At 63.5% G+C, this 16,062-nt stretch carries 11 protein-coding genes; 6 read left to right on the plus strand and 5 right to left on the minus strand.

Annotated elements, in window-relative coordinates:
* Window positions 1–252 precede the first annotated feature (252 nt).
* The 3 genes from purL (at window position 253) to HF916_RS37405 (ending at window position 6,232) form a co-directional block, all read left to right on the plus strand.
* Entirely contained in the window at window positions 253–4,332 is a 4,080-nt protein-coding gene (gene purL / locus HF916_RS37395) for a phosphoribosylformylglycinamidine synthase (protein ID WP_168793782.1), read from the plus strand.
* Between the two features lie 333 nt (window positions 4,333–4,665).
* Window positions 4,666–4,950, plus strand: coding sequence for a helix-turn-helix domain-containing protein (locus tag HF916_RS37400; RefSeq protein ID WP_168793783.1), 285 nt, complete (start codon window positions 4,666–4,668; stop codon window positions 4,948–4,950).
* On the plus strand, window positions 4,940–6,232 hold the full coding sequence (locus tag HF916_RS37405; protein WP_168793784.1) for a HipA domain-containing protein: 1,293 nt from the start codon (window positions 4,940–4,942) through the stop codon (window positions 6,230–6,232). The genes HF916_RS37400 and HF916_RS37405 overlap by 11 nt, the downstream gene beginning before the upstream one ends.
* Before the next feature lie 143 nt (window positions 6,233–6,375).
* On the opposite strand, the gene HF916_RS37410 is transcribed toward HF916_RS37405, so the two are convergent.
* The 5 genes from HF916_RS37410 to HF916_RS37430 all read right to left on the minus strand — a co-directional run bounded on the left by HF916_RS37410 (window position 6,376) and on the right by HF916_RS37430 (window position 10,287).
* The gene (locus HF916_RS37410; protein WP_168793785.1) at window positions 6,376–7,155 is read right to left on the minus strand and encodes a peptidylprolyl isomerase; all 780 of its coding nucleotides are present in this window, start codon (window positions 7,153–7,155) and stop codon (window positions 6,376–6,378) included.
* A gap of 11 nt (window positions 7,156–7,166) precedes the next feature.
* Window positions 7,167–7,487 carry a BolA family protein gene (locus HF916_RS37415; protein WP_106307434.1) on the minus strand — a complete coding sequence of 107 codons (321 nt, stop codon included), beginning with the start codon at window positions 7,485–7,487 and terminating at the stop codon, window positions 7,167–7,169.
* Window position 7,488: 1 nt separating this feature from the next.
* Window positions 7,489–8,019 carry a septation protein A gene (locus tag HF916_RS37420; protein ID WP_091794362.1) on the minus strand — a complete coding sequence of 177 codons (531 nt, stop codon included), beginning with the start codon at window positions 8,017–8,019 and terminating at the stop codon, window positions 7,489–7,491.
* A gap of 169 nt (window positions 8,020–8,188) precedes the next feature.
* Entirely contained in the window at window positions 8,189–8,611 is a 423-nt protein-coding gene (gene msrB, locus HF916_RS37425; RefSeq protein WP_168793786.1) for a peptide-methionine (R)-S-oxide reductase MsrB, read from the minus strand.
* 119 nt (window positions 8,612–8,730) lie between these two features.
* Window positions 8,731–10,287: a protein adenylyltransferase SelO gene (locus HF916_RS37430; protein WP_168793787.1), complete on the minus strand. Its 1,557-nt coding sequence runs from the start codon at window positions 10,285–10,287 to the stop codon at window positions 8,731–8,733.
* 191 nt (window positions 10,288–10,478) lie between these two features.
* Between HF916_RS37430 and HF916_RS37435 the strand changes: the two genes are divergently transcribed.
* From HF916_RS37435 to HF916_RS37445, 3 genes are all read left to right on the plus strand, one after another.
* Window positions 10,479–12,164, plus strand: coding sequence for a 3-(methylthio)propionyl-CoA ligase (locus tag HF916_RS37435; RefSeq protein ID WP_168793788.1), 1,686 nt, complete (start codon window positions 10,479–10,481; stop codon window positions 12,162–12,164).
* Between the two features lie 159 nt (window positions 12,165–12,323).
* Entirely contained in the window at window positions 12,324–14,408 is a 2,085-nt protein-coding gene (locus HF916_RS37440; RefSeq protein ID WP_168793789.1) for a 3-hydroxyacyl-CoA dehydrogenase NAD-binding domain-containing protein, read from the plus strand.
* 389 nt (window positions 14,409–14,797) lie between these two features.
* On the plus strand, window positions 14,798–15,976 hold the full coding sequence (locus HF916_RS37445; RefSeq protein WP_168793790.1) for an acetyl-CoA C-acyltransferase: 1,179 nt from the start codon (window positions 14,798–14,800) through the stop codon (window positions 15,974–15,976).
* Window positions 15,977–16,062: the final 86 nt, after the last annotated feature.

Raw genomic sequence — 16,062 nt, forward strand, 5'->3', positions numbered from 1 at the left:
CGCCGCCGACGCGTCCGGGCGAATGAATTGCCCCACTTGCGCGTCGATTAAAGCATCGGCATGTCGACAAGATGTCGTATCGGAAGAACACATTCGCGAGCACGCGGCCGCCGGCCGCCCGGACACGTCCCATGGCCGCCGGAAGCGCGTTCCCGGGGTATAATCCCGGACTTCCTTTGCGCCTCACGTCGCCTTCACGCGCGACTCATCGGCATCACTCATCGGCATCATTAGCGACGCAACGTCAAGTCCATGGCCCACTTCTCGTGTTTCCCCGGCGCTTCGGCCCTTTCCGATTTCCGTCAAACCCGCCTGCTCGAAACGCTTACGCGCATCGATCCGAACATCACCGGCGTGCGCGGGCAATATCTGCACTTCGTCAACGCCCAGACGCCGCTCTCCGCTGAAGACAACGCGAAGATCGAAGCGCTGATGCATTACGGCGATCCGCTCGAAGAATCCAGAGAGCGCGGCGCGGCCGAGACTTTTCTCGTGGTGCCGCGTTTCGGCACGGTGTCGCCGTGGGCCAGCAAGGCAACGGATATCGCGCATCTGTGCGGCCTCACGCAGGTGCGCCGCATCGAGCGCGGCGTCGAGTACACGGTCACGTTGAAAAGCGGCCTGCTGGGCGGCAAGAAGGCGCTCTCCGACGAAGCCCGAGCAGCCGTCGTGGCAGCCTTGCACGATCGCATGACCGAAAGCGTGTCGCCGTCGCGTGACCACGCGCTGCATCTGTTCGACGAACTGCCGGCCAAGCCGCTGCAAACCGTCGACGTATTGGGCAATGGCCGCGGCGCACTGGAAACGGCGAACACGGAACTGGGCCTCGCGCTCGCCGACGACGAAATCGACTACCTGGTCGACGCCTTCACGAAGCTCGGCCGCAACCCGACCGACGTCGAACTGATGATGTTCGCGCAGGCCAACAGCGAACACTGCCGCCACAAGATTTTCAACGCGGACTGGACCATCGACGGCGAGAAGCAGGACATCTCGCTCTTCAACATGATCCGCAACACCGAGAAGCTCAATCCGCAAGGCACGATCGTCGCGTATTCGGACAACTCGGCGATCATGGCGGGCGGCATGGCCGAGCGCTGGTTCCCGCGCACGCCGGCCGACCCCGGCGCGATGCCGGAGCACTACCGCCGCAGCAATGAACTCACGCACACCGTGATGAAGGTGGAAACGCACAATCACCCGACCGCGATCTCGCCGTTCCCGGGCGCCGCGACGGGCGCGGGCGGCGAAATCCGCGACGAAGGCGCGACCGGCCGCGGGGCGCGTCCCAAGGCGGGTCTGGCGGGCTTCACGGTGTCGAATCTGGAACTGCCGGACGGCATCGAGGCATGGGAAAACGCGCGCGACGCCGCGCAGCCGCTCGCGCACCGCAATCCGGACGAGAAGCGCGAAGCGTACGGCCGTCCCGACCGCATCGCCTCGCCGCTGCAGATCATGATCGACGGCCCGCTCGGCGGCGCCGCGTTCAACAACGAATTCGGCCGGCCCAATCTGGGCGGCTATTTCCGCGCTTACGAGCAGAACGTCGCGGGTCTGGTGCGCGGCTATCACAAGCCGATCATGATCGCCGGCGGCATCGGCAATATCTCGGACCAGCACACGCATAAGCACGATCTGCCGGAAGGCTCGCTGCTGATCCAGATCGGCGGCCCGGGCATGCGCATCGGCATGGGCGGCGGCGCCGCGAGCTCCATGGCGACCGGCACCAACACCGCTGAACTCGACTTCGACTCGGTGCAGCGCGGCAACCCGGAAATCGAACGCCGCGCGCAGGAAGTCATCAATGCGTGCTGGCAGCTCGGCGAGAAGAACCCGATTCTGAGCATTCACGACGTCGGCGCGGGCGGTCTCTCGAACGCCTTCCCGGAAGTGGTCGACGGCGCCGGCAAGGGCGCGCGCTTCGATCTGCGCAAGATCCAGCTGGAAGAGAGCGGTTTGTCGCCGCGCGAAATCTGGTCGAACGAAGCGCAAGAGCGCTACGTGCTGGCCATCGCGCCGGCTGATCTACCGGCCTTCGCCGCCATGTGTGAGCGCGAGCGCTGCCCGTTCGCGGTGATCGGCACGGCCACCGCCGAGCGTCAGCTCAAGTTGATCGATTCCGAACTGAACGACGACACCGCGTATGAGCCGGTCGACATGCCGATGGAAGTGCTGCTCGGCAAGGCGCCGCGCATGCATCGCGACGTCAAACGCGTCGAGCAGAAGCTCGAACCGGTGGATGTCACCGGCATCGCGTTGTCGGATGTGGCGGTCAGCGTGCTGCGTCACCCCACGGTGGCGAGCAAGTCGTTCCTGATCACGATCGGCGACCGCTCGGTGGGCGGCACGACCGCGCGTGACCAGATGGTCGGCCCGTGGCAAGTGCCGGTGGCCGACGTCGCGATCACCACCATGGACTACGCGGGCTTTACCGGCGAAGCCATGACGATGGCCGAGCGCACGCCGCTCGCCGTGATCGACGCGCCGGCGTCGGGCCGCATGGCGGTCGGCGAGGCCGTGACCAACATTGCGGCGGCGCCGATCGCGTCGCTCGACAAGCTCAAGCTGTCGGCGAACTGGATGGCCGCGTGCGGCGCGGCGGGCGAAGACGCCGCGCTCTACGACACGGTGAAGGCGATCGGCATGGAGCTGTGCCCGGCGCTCGGCATCAGCATTCCGGTCGGCAAGGATTCGCTGTCCATGCGCACCAAGTGGGAAGACCGTGGCGTCGCGAAGGAAGTGGTCGCGCCGGTCTCGCTGATCATTTCGGCGTTCGCGCCGGTCGAAGACGTGCGCCGCCACCTCACGCCGCAACTGCGTCGCGCGAGCGAGGTGGGCGAGTCCGTGCTGATCGCGATCGACCTCGGCCGCGGCAAGCATCGTTTGGGCGGCAGTATTCTCGCGCAGGTCACGCAGCAGGTCGGCGACACGGTGCCGGACGTGGACGATCCGGAAGATCTGAAGCGTTTCTTCGCCGCGATCCAGGCGCTGAATCAGGACGGCAAGCTGCTCGCTTACCACGATCGTTCCGACGGCGGCCTATGGGCGACGGTCTGCGAAATGGCGTTCGCGGGCCACGTCGGCGTGTCGCTGAACGTCGACATGCTGGTGCTCGATCCGAACCATGAATCCGATTACGGCGACGCCAAGGATTGGGCGAAGCAGACCAGCGGCCGCCGTGAGGACCGTACGATCCGCGCGCTCTTCACCGAGGAGCTCGGCGCCGTCGTCCAGGTGCGCGCCTCCGAGCGCGACGCGGTGCTCGCGTCGTTGCGCGAACATGGGCTGTCGGCGTGCTCGCATGTGATCGGCAAGATCAACGAGCGCGACACGATCGAAATCTATCGCGACGCCAAGAAGATTTACGACGCGCCGCGCACCGAACTGCATCGCACGTGGAGCGAAGTGAGCTGGCGTATTGCGCGTCTGCGCGACAACCCCGCTTGCGCCGACGCTGAATACGACGCGCTCTCCGACGTGGCCGATCCGGGCATTTCACCGATCCTGACGTTCGATCCGGCGGAAGATATCGCCGCGCCGTTCATCGGCAAGAGCGCGCGTCCGCGCGTGGCGATCCTGCGCGAGCAGGGCGTGAACTCGCACCTCGAAACGGCTTACGCATTCGACCGCGCGGGCTTCGACGCGCACGACGTGCACATGAGCGACCTGCTGGCCGGCCGCGCCAATCTGGCGGACTTCGCCGGCGCGGTGGCGTGCGGCGGCTTCTCGTACGGCGACACGCTGGGCGCCGGTGAAGGCTGGGCGAAGGCGATCCGCTTCAATGCGCAACTGGCCGACATGTTCGCTGCGTTCTTCGGCCGCGAAGACACGTTCGCGCTCGGCATCTGCAATGGCTGCCAGATGATGAGCAGCCTCGCTTCGATGATTCCGGGCGCCGAAGCATGGCCGAAGTTCACGCGCAACAAGTCGGAGAAATTCGAAGCGCGCTTCTCGCTGGTCGAAGTGCAGGCTTCGCCGTCGCTCTTCTTCAGCGGCATGGAAGGCTCGCGCATTCCGGTGGCGATCGCGCACGGCGAAGGCTACGCGGACTTCTCGCAGCAAGGCGATGCGTCGAAGGTTGCGGTGGCGATGCGGTATGTCGATCACCGTGGTCAGGCGACCGAGCAGTATCCGTTCAACCCGAACGGATCGCCGAACGGCATCACGTCGGTGACGACGCCGGACGGACGCTTCACGGTGCTGATGCCGCACACTGAGCGCGTGCATCGCGCGGTGCAGATGAGCTGGCATCCGGAAGGCTGGGGCGAAGGCGCCTCGGACGCAAGCCCGTGGATGCGGGTATTCCAGAACGCGCGCCGCTGGTTGGGATGATGACGTGAGACGGGCTGCCGTGTAGTGCTACGCGGTAGCTCGACTCGTGCCGCGGCCGCGCGGTTGTGCGAGGTCGAAGGATGGCGGATGGTGAGCGCACCGGTCCGCCTGCGCGGCAGCTCCCAGACTGAAGGTATCCAGTTCGTATCCGCTCGGGTACGTAAACGGTCATATTCCCAGATTTGTCTATCTTTCGTACCCGATCAGGTACGAAACGTCTCTATTGACGCTTGGCGCGTCGATTCGTACCCGCTCGGGTACGAAATCGGATCCGAACTGCAGTCTCATGGCATAATGTTCCCGAGCGGGTACGAACGTTCACGGGGGCGAGTGATGGAGTCCAACGTTTTCATCGGCAACATGACGGAGTTAGGCGATCTCGTGCGGGCGTCCAGGCTCGCGCAGGGGTTGACGCGCGACGACGTCGCCACCGCGACTGGCCTGTCTCCCAAGTTCATCACGCACATCGAGGCAGGTAAGCCAACGGCGCAAATCGGCAAGGTGCTGCATCTCCTCAGCGAACTGGGCATCACCCTGCGCGCCCAGGTTTCCGTAGACATTCCCGCAGACGTCTCCACCAAGGCATCCCATCGCCGACGGAGCTCCCATGGCCGCTAGAACGCTAGTCGCCTATGCGAATGGCCGGCGCGTGGGCGCCGTGAGCGATGACAGCGGTGTCTGGTCATTTGCCTACAACCAGGACTGGCTGGGTCGTGAAGACGCGTTTGCACTTTCACCCGCTTTCCCACTGGATGCACAGCCTTTCGTCGACGGCTCGAGCCAGCGGCCGGTGCAATGGTTCTTCGACAACCTGCTGCCTGAAGAGGAAATGCGCAGCGCGCTCGCCCGTGAGGCCAAGGTCGATGCGAGCGATGCGTGGGGACTGCTTGCCTATTACGGCCGGGAGTCGGCTGGCGCCTTGACGCTGCTTGCCGAGGGCGAACAGGAGACACCTGGCGGACTGCAGCCGTTGTCGTACGCGAATCTGGAGGCACGCATTCAGGCGATGCCGCAACATGCGCTCACCGCGACGGCACCCAAACGCATGTCCGCGGCGGGCGCCCAACAGAAGCTGCTGCTGACCTTGCGAGGCAACGCGCCGGACTACGAACTGCTGGAGCCCGTGGGCAGTGAACCGTCCATGCATCTGCTCAAGCCCGACATGCGCAGCACGGGCTATCCGCATTCGGCGATCAACGAGTTTTTCTGCATGCGACTGGCGCACGCGATGGGCGTGCGTGTTCCGCCTACGCATTTTTTACGTGTGCCTTCGGCCTGCTACGTGATCGATCGATTCGACCGTGACACGAGCAGTGAGCCGGCTCGGCGGCTGCATACTGTCGACGCCATGCAGTTGTTGAACTACGACCGCAGCTTTAAATATCACAACGCGACCGCGCAGGTGCTCAGGGATGCCATCGAGAAAACGAGCACGCGGGCAGTGGCGCGTCTCGATGTATTCCGATGGGCGATCTTCAATGTGCTCATCGGCAATGCCGACTCGCATCTGAAAAACCTCTCGTTCTTCGTCACCGCTCGCGGTTACAGGCTGGCTCCGTTCTACGATCTGGTGAGCACGGTCGTCTACCACACGCCGACCTACCAGCCGCAGCAGCGGGACCGTTGGCCGCACTGCGACCTGACCATGCCTGTTGGAGACGCCACGCAGTTCGCGCAGATCAACAGAAAGAACATGCTGGCCTTCGGCGAAGCGCTTCGTCTTTCGCCGAAGGGTTCGGAAAGATTGCTGGATGACATGCTGGCCACACTCGACGCCCGCGTGGCGGACACCCGGCGCAGCGTCGGCGAAATCGCGCAGCCGAATGCCGGCGAAGTCCGCCTGCTCGATTCGATCGTTGCGATGCCGCTTGCGGAGATGAGCCGCGCCTTGCGCAAGTGATTGCGGCGTAGCCGGGCGCATATGAAAAAGCCCCATTCAGTCATTGACTGAGTGGGGCCATGAGCAGAAGCCGGGACCGCTGATAAACAAGAACCGATGTGTTCGCTCGAAGCGAGCCGTTCGATCCCCAGCGGCCAACCCGTTTACTGAATCTTCGCGTTCTTACGCAATCCTTCCTCGAACGCCTGCAGCTTTTCCTGCTGGATCTGCTGCGCGATCTGCGGACGCACTTGCTCCAGCGGCGGCGGCGTGATGTTGCGCACGTCGTCGACACGGATGATGTGCCAGCCGAATTGCGTATGCACCGGCGTGTCGGTCATCTGGCCTTTCTGCAGATGCGTAGCCGCGTCCGCGAATTCAGGCACATAGGCCTTCGGGTCCGACCAGTCCAGATCGCCGCCGTTCTTGCCCGATCCCGGGTCCTTCGAGAATTGCTTGGCCAGATCCTCGAAGCTTGCGCCGGCCTTGATCTTCGCGATCAGGTCCTTTGCCTGCTGTTCGTTATCGACGAGGATGTGGTGCAGGTGATATTCCTTGCCGCCCGCGTCCTTGATCAGCGCGTTGTAACGCGCGGTGACTTCGGCGTCGCTCGGCGCGTTGTTCTTCACGAAGTCTTCGATCAGCGCGCGCAGCACGACGGTTTGCTGTGCGACGGCGATTTGCGCCTTGATGTCCGGACGATTCGGCAGGCCGCGGCGCAGCGCTTCCTGCATGAGGATCTCGCGGTTCACCAGCTCTTCGCGCACGGCCGTTTGCAGTTGCGGCGTATTTTGCTGGCCTTGATGAACCAGTTGGTCGATCAGCGCATCGGCGCGTGCTTTGGGAATCGGCGTGCCGTTCACAACGGCGATGTTCTGTGCGAATGCAGGTGCGGCTGCAAATGCAGCCAGCAATACCCAAAGGCGGGTTTTCTTCAAGGTCATCGAAAATTTTCCTAGCGGGGCAACAAAGCGAATTCTTCGGGCGTATACGCCGTGATGGCAAGGGCGTGAATGCCGCGCTGCATGGCATCAGCCAGCGCATCATACACCATGCGATGCCGCGCCACGCGGGCCTTGCCGGCGAATGCGGCCGCCACGATCGTGACACTGAAATGACCGCCGGCGGAGGCGCCGGCGTGACCGGCGTGCTGCGCGCTGTCGTCGGTGATCTGGATCGAAGCGACCGGCGCCAGCGCGGCGGCGAGGCGCGCCTCGATCAGCGCGGCGCGCTCGGCGGTGGTGGCGTGCATGAATACATCGGCGTCGCTCGTCATGTCATTCTTCCTTCATATACTTCGACAGCCACAAACTCTGTCCGACGATGAACACCACCAGGCAGCCGGTGGCGCCGAACAGCTTGAAATTGACCCACTGGTCGGTCGTGTAGTTGTACGCGACGAACAGGTTGACTAGCCCGAGCAGCACGAAAAAGATCGCCCACACGACATTCAGCTTGCCCCAGATCGCGTGCGGCAGCGTGATCTGCTTGCCCATCATCGCTTCGATCAGGTTCTTGTTGAAGGCCAGTTGCGAGACGATCAGCGCCACCGAAAACGCCCAATACAGCACAGTCGGCTTCCACTTGATGAACGTGTCGTTGTGCAGCACGAGCGTGGCGCCGCCGAACACGGTGACGACGCCGAGGCTCACCCACAGCATCGGATCGACCTTGCGGTGGCGGAAAGCCACCCACGCGATCTGCACCAGCGTGGCGACGATCGCCACTGCCGTCGCCGTGAAAATGCCCCAGATCTTGAAGGCGACGAAGAACAGGATGATCGGGAACAGATCGAACAGGAATTTCATTATCTGGTCGGGAGGTCGGAAATTGAGCGGAGAGTGAGCCGGAGAATATAAGGGCGCAGTGCGAAGCGTCGGGGCAACCGGTTCGCAAGCTGGATGAAGGGTGTCGCGGCCGGCGCGCGCCTGAATGGTCGCAGACGCCGGCCGGCAACGCGCCGGACTCCGCGCTGCGTTACTTGGGCTCGAATTGTAACGCAGCCGAATTGATGCAGTACCGCAGGCCGGTCGGCGCGGGTCCGTCTTCGAATACGTGACCCAGATGCGCGCCGCAGTTCTTGCATTCCACCTCGATGCGCAGCATGCCGTGCGCGCGGTCGGTTTTCTCGGCGATCACTTCGCCGTCGATCGGCTTGAAGTAGCTCGGCCAGCCACAACCGGCGTCGAACTTGGTGTCCGATTCGAACAGCGGCGTGCCGCAACAGACGCAGTCATAGATGCCGCGGTCCCAGTGGTCGTGGTAGCGGCCCGTGAACGGGCGCTCGGTGGCGGCGTGGCGCGTCACCTGATATTCGATGTCGGAAAGCTGCTTGCGCCACTCGGCGTCGTCTTTCTGCACGGCGGGGGCGTCGGTCTTGAGTTCGTCGGGTTTGTTCATGGTCGGGGTTCCTGTCTCGGGCTTGCTCGGGTCTGTTTTGGGGGCGGCTGGTTGCTCAGGCGGATTCGGCTCACTACGTCAATATGGACAATCAGCGCGATCAGAAGGCGTTCAGCGCGTCACGACGAGCAGCTCACTTCCAGCGAGCTCGCCCAATCCGGCGGCAGCCCCGCATACGCTTCGTGCTCGGGCTGTTCGTCGAACGGACGGCGCAGCACGGCCGCCAGTCGTTCCACTTCGGAAAAATCCTTCTCTTTCGCGTGACGGATCGCCGTTTCCGCCAGATGATTGCGAAGTACGAATTTGGGGTTCACACGGTTCATTGCAATGGTGCGTGCGGCGTCGTCGTGTGTTTCTTCGGACAGCCGCGCGCGGTAGTCGTTCGCCCAGGCGTCGAACGCGGCGCGGTCGAGAAACAGATCGCGCACCGGCGCGTCGCCGCTCGTGTCGTGCTTCGACACGCGGGCGAGATTGCGGAACGTCAGCGTGAAATCCGCGCGATTGGCGTGCATCACTTCGAAAAGACGGTTCACCAACGCGTCGTCGCCGTCGCGTTCGATTTCGAGGCCGAGCTTGGCGCGCATGCGCCGCTCCAGCGCCGGAGCGAAACGATCCTTGAAACCGCCGAGCACGCGTTGCGCGTCTTCGATCGCCTTGTCGCCGCGCACGCTTTCCTCGTGCTTTTCGCCCAGCAGCGGCAGCAGCCCTTGCGCGAGGCAGAAGAGGTTCCAGTAAGCGATCTGCGGCTGCATCTTGTACGCGTAACGGCCTTGCGAATCGGAGTGATTGCAGATGTAGCCGGCGTCGAAGCCGTCCATGAAACCGAACGGACCGTAGTCGATGGTGAGACCGAGGATCGACATGTTGTCGGTGTTCATCACGCCGTGGCAGAAGCCGACCGCCTGCCAGTCGACCATCAGATCGGCGGTCGACATGACCGCTTCATTCAGCAGCGCGAGATACGGGTCGTCGGCTTCGCGGCAATGCGGATAGAAACGCTCGATCACATGATCGGCGAGTGCGCGCAGCGCGTCGGTGCGATCGTTCGAATAGAAGTGCTCGAAGTGGCCGAAGCGCACGAAGCTCGGCGCCACGCGCGTGACCACGGCGGCCGTTTCGACCGTCTCGCGCCGCACCGGCTGATCGGAGCCGATCACGCACAGCGCGCGCGTGGTCGGAATGCCGAGGTGATGCATCGCCTCCGAACACAGATACTCGCGGATCGACGAACGCAACACCGCGCGGCCATCGCCCATGCGTGAATAGGGCGTGCGCCCCGCGCCTTTGAGCTGCAACTCGAAGCGCTGGCCGTCATGTTCGACTTCGCCGAGACCCAGCGCGCGGCCGTCGCCGAGCTGGCCGGCCCACACGCCGAACTGATGTCCCGAATACACCGACGCATAAGGCAGCGCCTCGGCCGGCCACTCGCGCGTGACGTTGCCCGAAAACAATTCAGCAAAACCCGGATCATTCTCGAGGCCCGGCTCTAAACCGAGCAGCGCGCCGGTTTCGGCGGAGAACCCGACGAGGTACGGCGCATTGAGCGGCGCCGCCGGCAAACGCGTCAGAAACACGCTGCCGAGCCGTGCGAACGCGCTCTCGTGCAACGTGGTGAGTGCATCGGATAGAGCCGTCAAAGGCCCGGATAACCCTGCAATGCTTGGGGAAAACGACATGTTGAGCGCCTCTGGATTAACCGATATTGTAAGTCCGCGCCCGCGGAGCTGCTGGCCGGCCGTACGTCTGTCCCGTACCGATCCTGTCCAGATCGATTGCCGGCTTTGCGCTTTTCGCCGAAGGCGCGACGAGGCGCGCCCCCCGAGCTGCAAAACCAATTGAAACGATCGAGCCGAGGAGACCACTCTTTATGACGACGCCGCTGCTTGGCCAGATGATGGACGTGCCGCTCACTGTGCCTTCGTTGCTCGCACACGCCGCGCGGCATTTCGGCAGCACCGAAATCGTGTCGCGGCGTATCGAGGGCGACCTGCATCGCTATACCTATCGTGATTGCGAGAAGCGCGCGAAGCAGCTCGCGCAGGCTTTGATCGCCCTCGGCGTCGAACCCGGCGAACGGGTCGCGACGCTTGCGTGGAACGGCTACCGCCATCTGGAAGCGTATTACGGCACGACCGGCTTCGGCGCCGTTTGCCACACGATCAATCCGCGTCTCTTTCCCGATCAGATCGCTTACATCATCAATCACGCCGACGACGCCTACGTGCTGTTCGACACCACATTCGCGCCGCTCGTCGATGTCCTCGCGCCGCAATGCCCGAAAGTGCGCGGCTGGATCGCGCTCGCCGACGAAGCGCATCGGCCCGCCATGCAGACGCCCGCGCTCAGTTACGAAACGCTCGTCACCGCGCAGGACGGCCATTTCGAGTGGCCGCCGCTCGACGAGCGGCAGGCGTCCTACCTGTGCTACACATCCGGCACGACCGGCAATCCGAAGGGCGCGCTGTACTCGCATCGCTCGACGGTGCTGCATGCGTTCGGCGCGTCGTTGCCCGACGCCATGAGTCTCTCCGCGCGCGACTGCGTGCTGCCCGTCGTGCCGATGTTTCATGTGAACGCATGGGGCATTCCGCACGCCGCGCCATTGACCGGCGCGAAGCTCGTCTTCCCCGGCAAGGATCTCGACGGCAAGTCGCTATACGAATTGATGGAGAGCGAACGCGTCACGTATTCGGCTGGCGTGCCGACCGTGTGGCTCGGCCTGCTCAACCATCTGCGCGAGGCCAAAGTGCGGTTTTCGTCGCTCAATCGCACGGTGATCGGCGGCTCGGCCTGTCCGCCGGCCATGCTGCGCACCTTCGAGGACGACTACGGCGTGCAGGTGATCCATGCGTGGGGCATGACCGAAATGTCGCCGCTCGGTACGCTGTCCAAACTGACGTGGGAACAGAGCCAGCGTCCGCTGGAAGATCAGCGCGCATTGCTCGAGAAGCAGGGGCACGTGCTGTATGGCGTCGACATGAAAATCGTCGGCGAGGATGGCCGCGAACTGCCTTGGGACGGCGTGGCGTTCGGCGATCTGCATGTGCGTGGGCCGTGGGTGATTGACCGCTATTTCCGCAAGGACGATTCGCCGCTCGTGGACGGCTGGTTTCCCACCGGCGACGTCGCCACCATCGACCGCGACAGTTTTCTGAACATCACCGACCGCTCGAAAGACGTGATCAAGTCCGGCGGCGAATGGATCAGTTCGATCGACGTCGAGAACGTGGCGATCGCGCATCCGGCCGTGGCCGAAGCGGCGTGCATTGCCTGCGCGCATCCGAAATGGACCGAGCGGCCGCTGCTGGTGGTCGTCAAGCGTCCCGGCTTCGAGGTCACGCGCGATGAGTTGATCGCCTTCTACGACGGCAAGGTCGCCAAGTGGTGGATTCCCGACGATGTCGCGTTTGTCGACGAACTGCCGCACACGGCGACCGGCAAGCTGCAGAAGCTCAAGCTACGCGATATTTTCCGCAACCATGTGCTGCCGTCCGCGCTCGAAGACGAAAAGGACTGCCCGCTGACGCCGCTCGCCAGGGGAAACCCCGCCTGAAAATAAAAAAAGGAGAATTGAACGAGCGTGCTTTTTTGTGTATTCTGCCTGCTGAACCCGGAAAGTCAGACAATGGGTCGGATCGCTGATCCGACTCGATGAACCGGATGGGCGGCATCTATTGCCGCCCTAACGCATGGATCGCATGGAGGCAGGCAGATGGCAGTGGACTACACAATTCATGACGGCGTGGCCGTCATCACGCTGAACAATCCTCCCGTGAATGGCCTCGGCCTGTCGACGCGAGCGGGTATCGTCGATGGGATCGAGCGCGCGCAGAACGATCCGGCCATCAAGGCCATCGTGCTGACAGGCGCGGGCAAGGCCTTTTCGGGCGGCGCCGACATCACCGAATTCAATACGTCGAAAGCCACCCAGGAGCCGACGCTCGCCACCGTCATCAAGACCGTGGAAGGCAGCGCGAAGCCGGTGGTGGCGGCGATTCACAGCGTCGCGATGGGCGGCGGTCTGGAATTGGCGCTCGGCGCGCATTACCGCATCGCCGCGCCCGGCGCGCAGATCGCGCTGCCGGAAGTAAAGCTTGGCATTCTGCCTGGCGCGGGCGGCACGCAGCGTCTGCCGCGCGCCATTGGTCTCGAAGCGGCGCTCAACATGATCGTCTCCGGTGCGCCTGTCATGTCGGAGAAGCTTGCTGACTCCGGTTTGTTCGATGAACTCGCGCAAGGCGATCTGGCCGAAGCCGCGCTGGCGTTGGCCCGCAAAGTCGGCGCGAAGGAAGGCCCGCATCCGAAGGTACGCGACCGTAAGATCGAGCATCCGAACGCCGCCGGTTTCATCCAGTTCGCACGCAATACCGTCGCCGCGATGGCCAAGAATTTTCCCGCGCCGCAGAAATGTATCGACGCGGTGGAAGCGGGCGTGCAGAACGGCTTCGACAAGGGCCTCGCGTTCGAACGCGACTGCTTCATGGCGCTCGTGCAGACGCCGGAAAGCCATGCGCTGCGTCACGCGTTCTTTGGCGAACGTGCGGCGAGCAAGATTCCCGATGTGGCGTCGGACACGCCGGTGCGCGACATCAGCCAGGTGGCCGTGATCGGCGCGGGCACGATGGGCGGCGGTATCGCGATGAACTTCATCAACGCGGGTATTCCGGTCATGCTGCTGGAAACGAAACAGGAAGCGCTCGACCGCGGCGTCGCCACGATCCGCAAGAACTACGAAGCGACCGTCAAGAAGGGCAAGCTCAAACCTGAAGCGCTCGAACAGCGCATGGCGCTGATCACGCCCACGCTTTGCTACGACGACCTCAAGAACGCTGACCTGATCGTCGAAGCGGTGTTCGAAGAACTCGGCGTGAAAGAGCAGGTGTTCAAGCGTCTGGATGAAGTGGCAAAGAAAGGCGCGATCCTCGCCTCGAATACTTCCACGCTCGACGTCGACAAGATCGCCGCTTTCACCAAGCGTCCGCAGGACGTGGTCGGTATGCACTTCTTCAGCCCGGCCAACGTGATGAAGCTGCTCGAAGTGGTGCGCGGCAAGGAGACGGCGAAAGACGTGCTGGCCACCGTCATGAAGCTCGCCAAGAAGATTAAAAAGACCGCCGTGGTCTCGGGCGTGTGCGACGGTTTCATCGGCAACCGGATGATCGAGCAGTACATCCGCCAGGCGCTCTTCATGCTCGAAGAAGGCGCGCTGCCCGCGCAGGTCGATCGTGCGATCGAGAAGTTCGGCTTCGCGATGGGTCCGTTCCGCATGAGCGACCTGGCCGGCAACGACATCGGCTGGGCGATCCGCAAGCGCCGTTATCTGGAACATCCGGAGATGCATTACTCGAAGATCGCTGACCGTCTGTGCGAGACGGGGCGCTTCGGCCAGAAGACCGGCGGCGGCTGGTACGACTACAAGGCGGGCGACCGCACCGCGTATCCGTCGAAAGTGGTCGATGAAATGATCATCGCGTTCTCGAAGGAAGCCAACGCCGAGCGCCGCAAGATCAGCGACGAGGAAATCGTCGAGCGGCTCGTGTTCGCGCTCGTGAACGAAGGCGCGAAGATTCTCGAAGAAGGCATTGCGTCGAAGGCGTCGGATATCGACATGGTCTATCTGACCGGCTACGGCTTCCCGCTCTATCGCGGCGGCCCGATGCTGTACGCGGACACGGTCGGCCTCTACAACGTCGAGCGCGCGATTCGCCGCTACGCGGCGCGGCCGAACGGCGATGCCTGGCAGTTGGCGCCGAGCATCGCGGAACTGGCGGCCAAGGGCCGTGGGTTCAACGGCTGAGCCACAGCGCGAGTGAATTGACTGAGGTGGCGCTACGCGGCGATTCGCTGGCGCGCCACCATCGACATCTGGAAGCAGCGACCAATTTGTATGGGACCGGAGTAAGTGCCTTCATGGGACTGGAGTAGCGCGTTAAAGCGCGAACCCGGTCGACAACTGAAGCGCTAACTCTGGTCGACCGCTTTGCATGGGACCAAAGTAAGCGCTAAAGCGCTAACTCTGGTCGACCGCTTTGCATGGGACCAAAGTAAGCGCTAAAGCGCTAACTCTGGTCGACCGCTTTGCATGGGACCAAAGTAAGCGCTAAAGCGCTAACTCTGGTCGACCGCTTTGCATGGGACCAAAGTAAGCGCTAAAGCGCTAACTCTGGTCGACACAGGAGAATACGCATGACTGACGCCGTAATCGTATCGACCGCCCGTACGGGTCTCGCCAAATCATGGCGCGGCGGTTTCAACATGACGCACGGCGCGACGCTCGGCGGCCACGTGACGCAAGCCGCCGTCGAGCGCGCGAAGCTCGATCCGGCGCGCGTCGAGGACGTGATCATGGGCTGCGCCAATCCGGAAGGCGCGACGGGCATGAACATCGCGCGGCAGATCGCGCTGCGCGCCGGTTTGCCGGTCAGCGTGCCGGGTATGACGGTGAACCGTTTCTGTTCATCGGGATTGCAAACTATTGCGCTGGCCGCGCAACGCGTGATCGCCGGTGAAGGTGACGTGTTTGTGGCGGGTGGCGTGGAATCCATCTCGTGCGTGCAGAACGAGATGAACCACCACATGCTGACCGAAGGCTGGCTCAGTCAGAACAAGCCGGAAATCTACTGGTCGATGCTGCAGACCGCGGAGAACGTCGCGAAACGCTATTCGATCTCGAAGGAGCGCCAGGACGAATACGGCGCGCGTTCGCAGCAGCGCGCCGCGGCCGCGCTCGAAGCCGGCAAGTTCAAGGACGAGATCGTGCCGTTGACGGTGCTCGCCGGTGTCGCCGACAAAGCGAGCGGGCGTCTCTTCACGAAGGAAGTGACCGTCAGCGCCGACGAAGGCATTCGCGCCGACACGACGCTCGAAGGCGTGTCGAAGATTCGCACCGCGATGCCGGGCGGTGTCATCACGGCGGGCAATGCGAGCCAGTTCTCGGATGGCGCGTCGGCTTGCGTGGTGATGAATGCGAAGGTCGCGGAGCGTGAAGGGCTGCAGCCTCTTGGCATTTTCCGCGGCTTCGCGGTGGCGGGTTGCGAGCCGGAGGAGATGGGCATCGGCCCGGTGTTCGCGGTGCCGAAGCTGCTCAAGCAGGCGGGTCTGAAGGTCGAGGACATCGACCTGTGGGAACTGAACGAAGCGTTCGCGGTGCAAGTGCTGTATTGCGCCGACAAGCTCGGCATTCCGCAAGACCGTCTGAACGTGAACGGCGGCGCGATCGCGGTCGGTCATCCGTATGGCGTGTCGGGCGCGCGGCTGACCGGCCATGCGCTGATCGAAGGCAAGCGGCGTGGCGCGAAGCTGGTCGTCGTGACCATGTGTATCGGCGGCGGGCAGGGCGCGGCGGGGCTGTTCGAAGTGGTGTGATCCGGTTCGAATGGTAGCGAACGGCGGGTGCCGTGTGGTTCGGCGCGAGGGCGGCGAACCACACGGCACCCGTTTTTTATTCGCGC

The organism is Paraburkholderia aromaticivorans (assembly GCF_012689525.1).
In the GTDB taxonomy this organism is placed as follows: Bacteria; Pseudomonadota; Gammaproteobacteria; order Burkholderiales; family Burkholderiaceae; genus Paraburkholderia; species Paraburkholderia aromaticivorans_A.

Excerpts from the sequence above, each read along its gene's own strand:
- purL (WP_168793782.1), top strand. The coding sequence starts at position 253 with ATGGCCCACTTCTCGTGTTTCCCCGGCGCTTCGGCCCTTTCCGATTTC.
- HF916_RS37400 (WP_168793783.1), top strand. The coding sequence starts at position 4,666 with ATGGAGTCCAACGTTTTCATCGGCAACATGACGGAGTTAGGCGATCTC.
- HF916_RS37405 (WP_168793784.1), top strand. The coding sequence starts at position 4,940 with ATGGCCGCTAGAACGCTAGTCGCCTATGCGAATGGCCGGCGCGTGGGC.
- HF916_RS37410 (WP_168793785.1), bottom strand. The coding sequence starts at position 7,155 with ATGACCTTGAAGAAAACCCGCCTTTGGGTATTGCTGGCTGCATTTGCA.
- HF916_RS37415 (WP_106307434.1), bottom strand. The coding sequence starts at position 7,487 with ATGACGAGCGACGCCGATGTATTCATGCACGCCACCACCGCCGAGCGC.
- HF916_RS37420 (WP_091794362.1), bottom strand. The coding sequence starts at position 8,019 with ATGAAATTCCTGTTCGATCTGTTCCCGATCATCCTGTTCTTCGTCGCC.
- msrB (WP_168793786.1), bottom strand. The coding sequence starts at position 8,611 with ATGAACAAACCCGACGAACTCAAGACCGACGCCCCCGCCGTGCAGAAA.
- HF916_RS37430 (WP_168793787.1), bottom strand. The coding sequence starts at position 10,287 with ATGTCGTTTTCCCCAAGCATTGCAGGGTTATCCGGGCCTTTGACGGCT.
- HF916_RS37435 (WP_168793788.1), top strand. The coding sequence starts at position 10,479 with ATGACGACGCCGCTGCTTGGCCAGATGATGGACGTGCCGCTCACTGTG.
- HF916_RS37440 (WP_168793789.1), top strand. The coding sequence starts at position 12,324 with ATGGCAGTGGACTACACAATTCATGACGGCGTGGCCGTCATCACGCTG.
- HF916_RS37445 (WP_168793790.1), top strand. The coding sequence starts at position 14,798 with ATGACTGACGCCGTAATCGTATCGACCGCCCGTACGGGTCTCGCCAAA.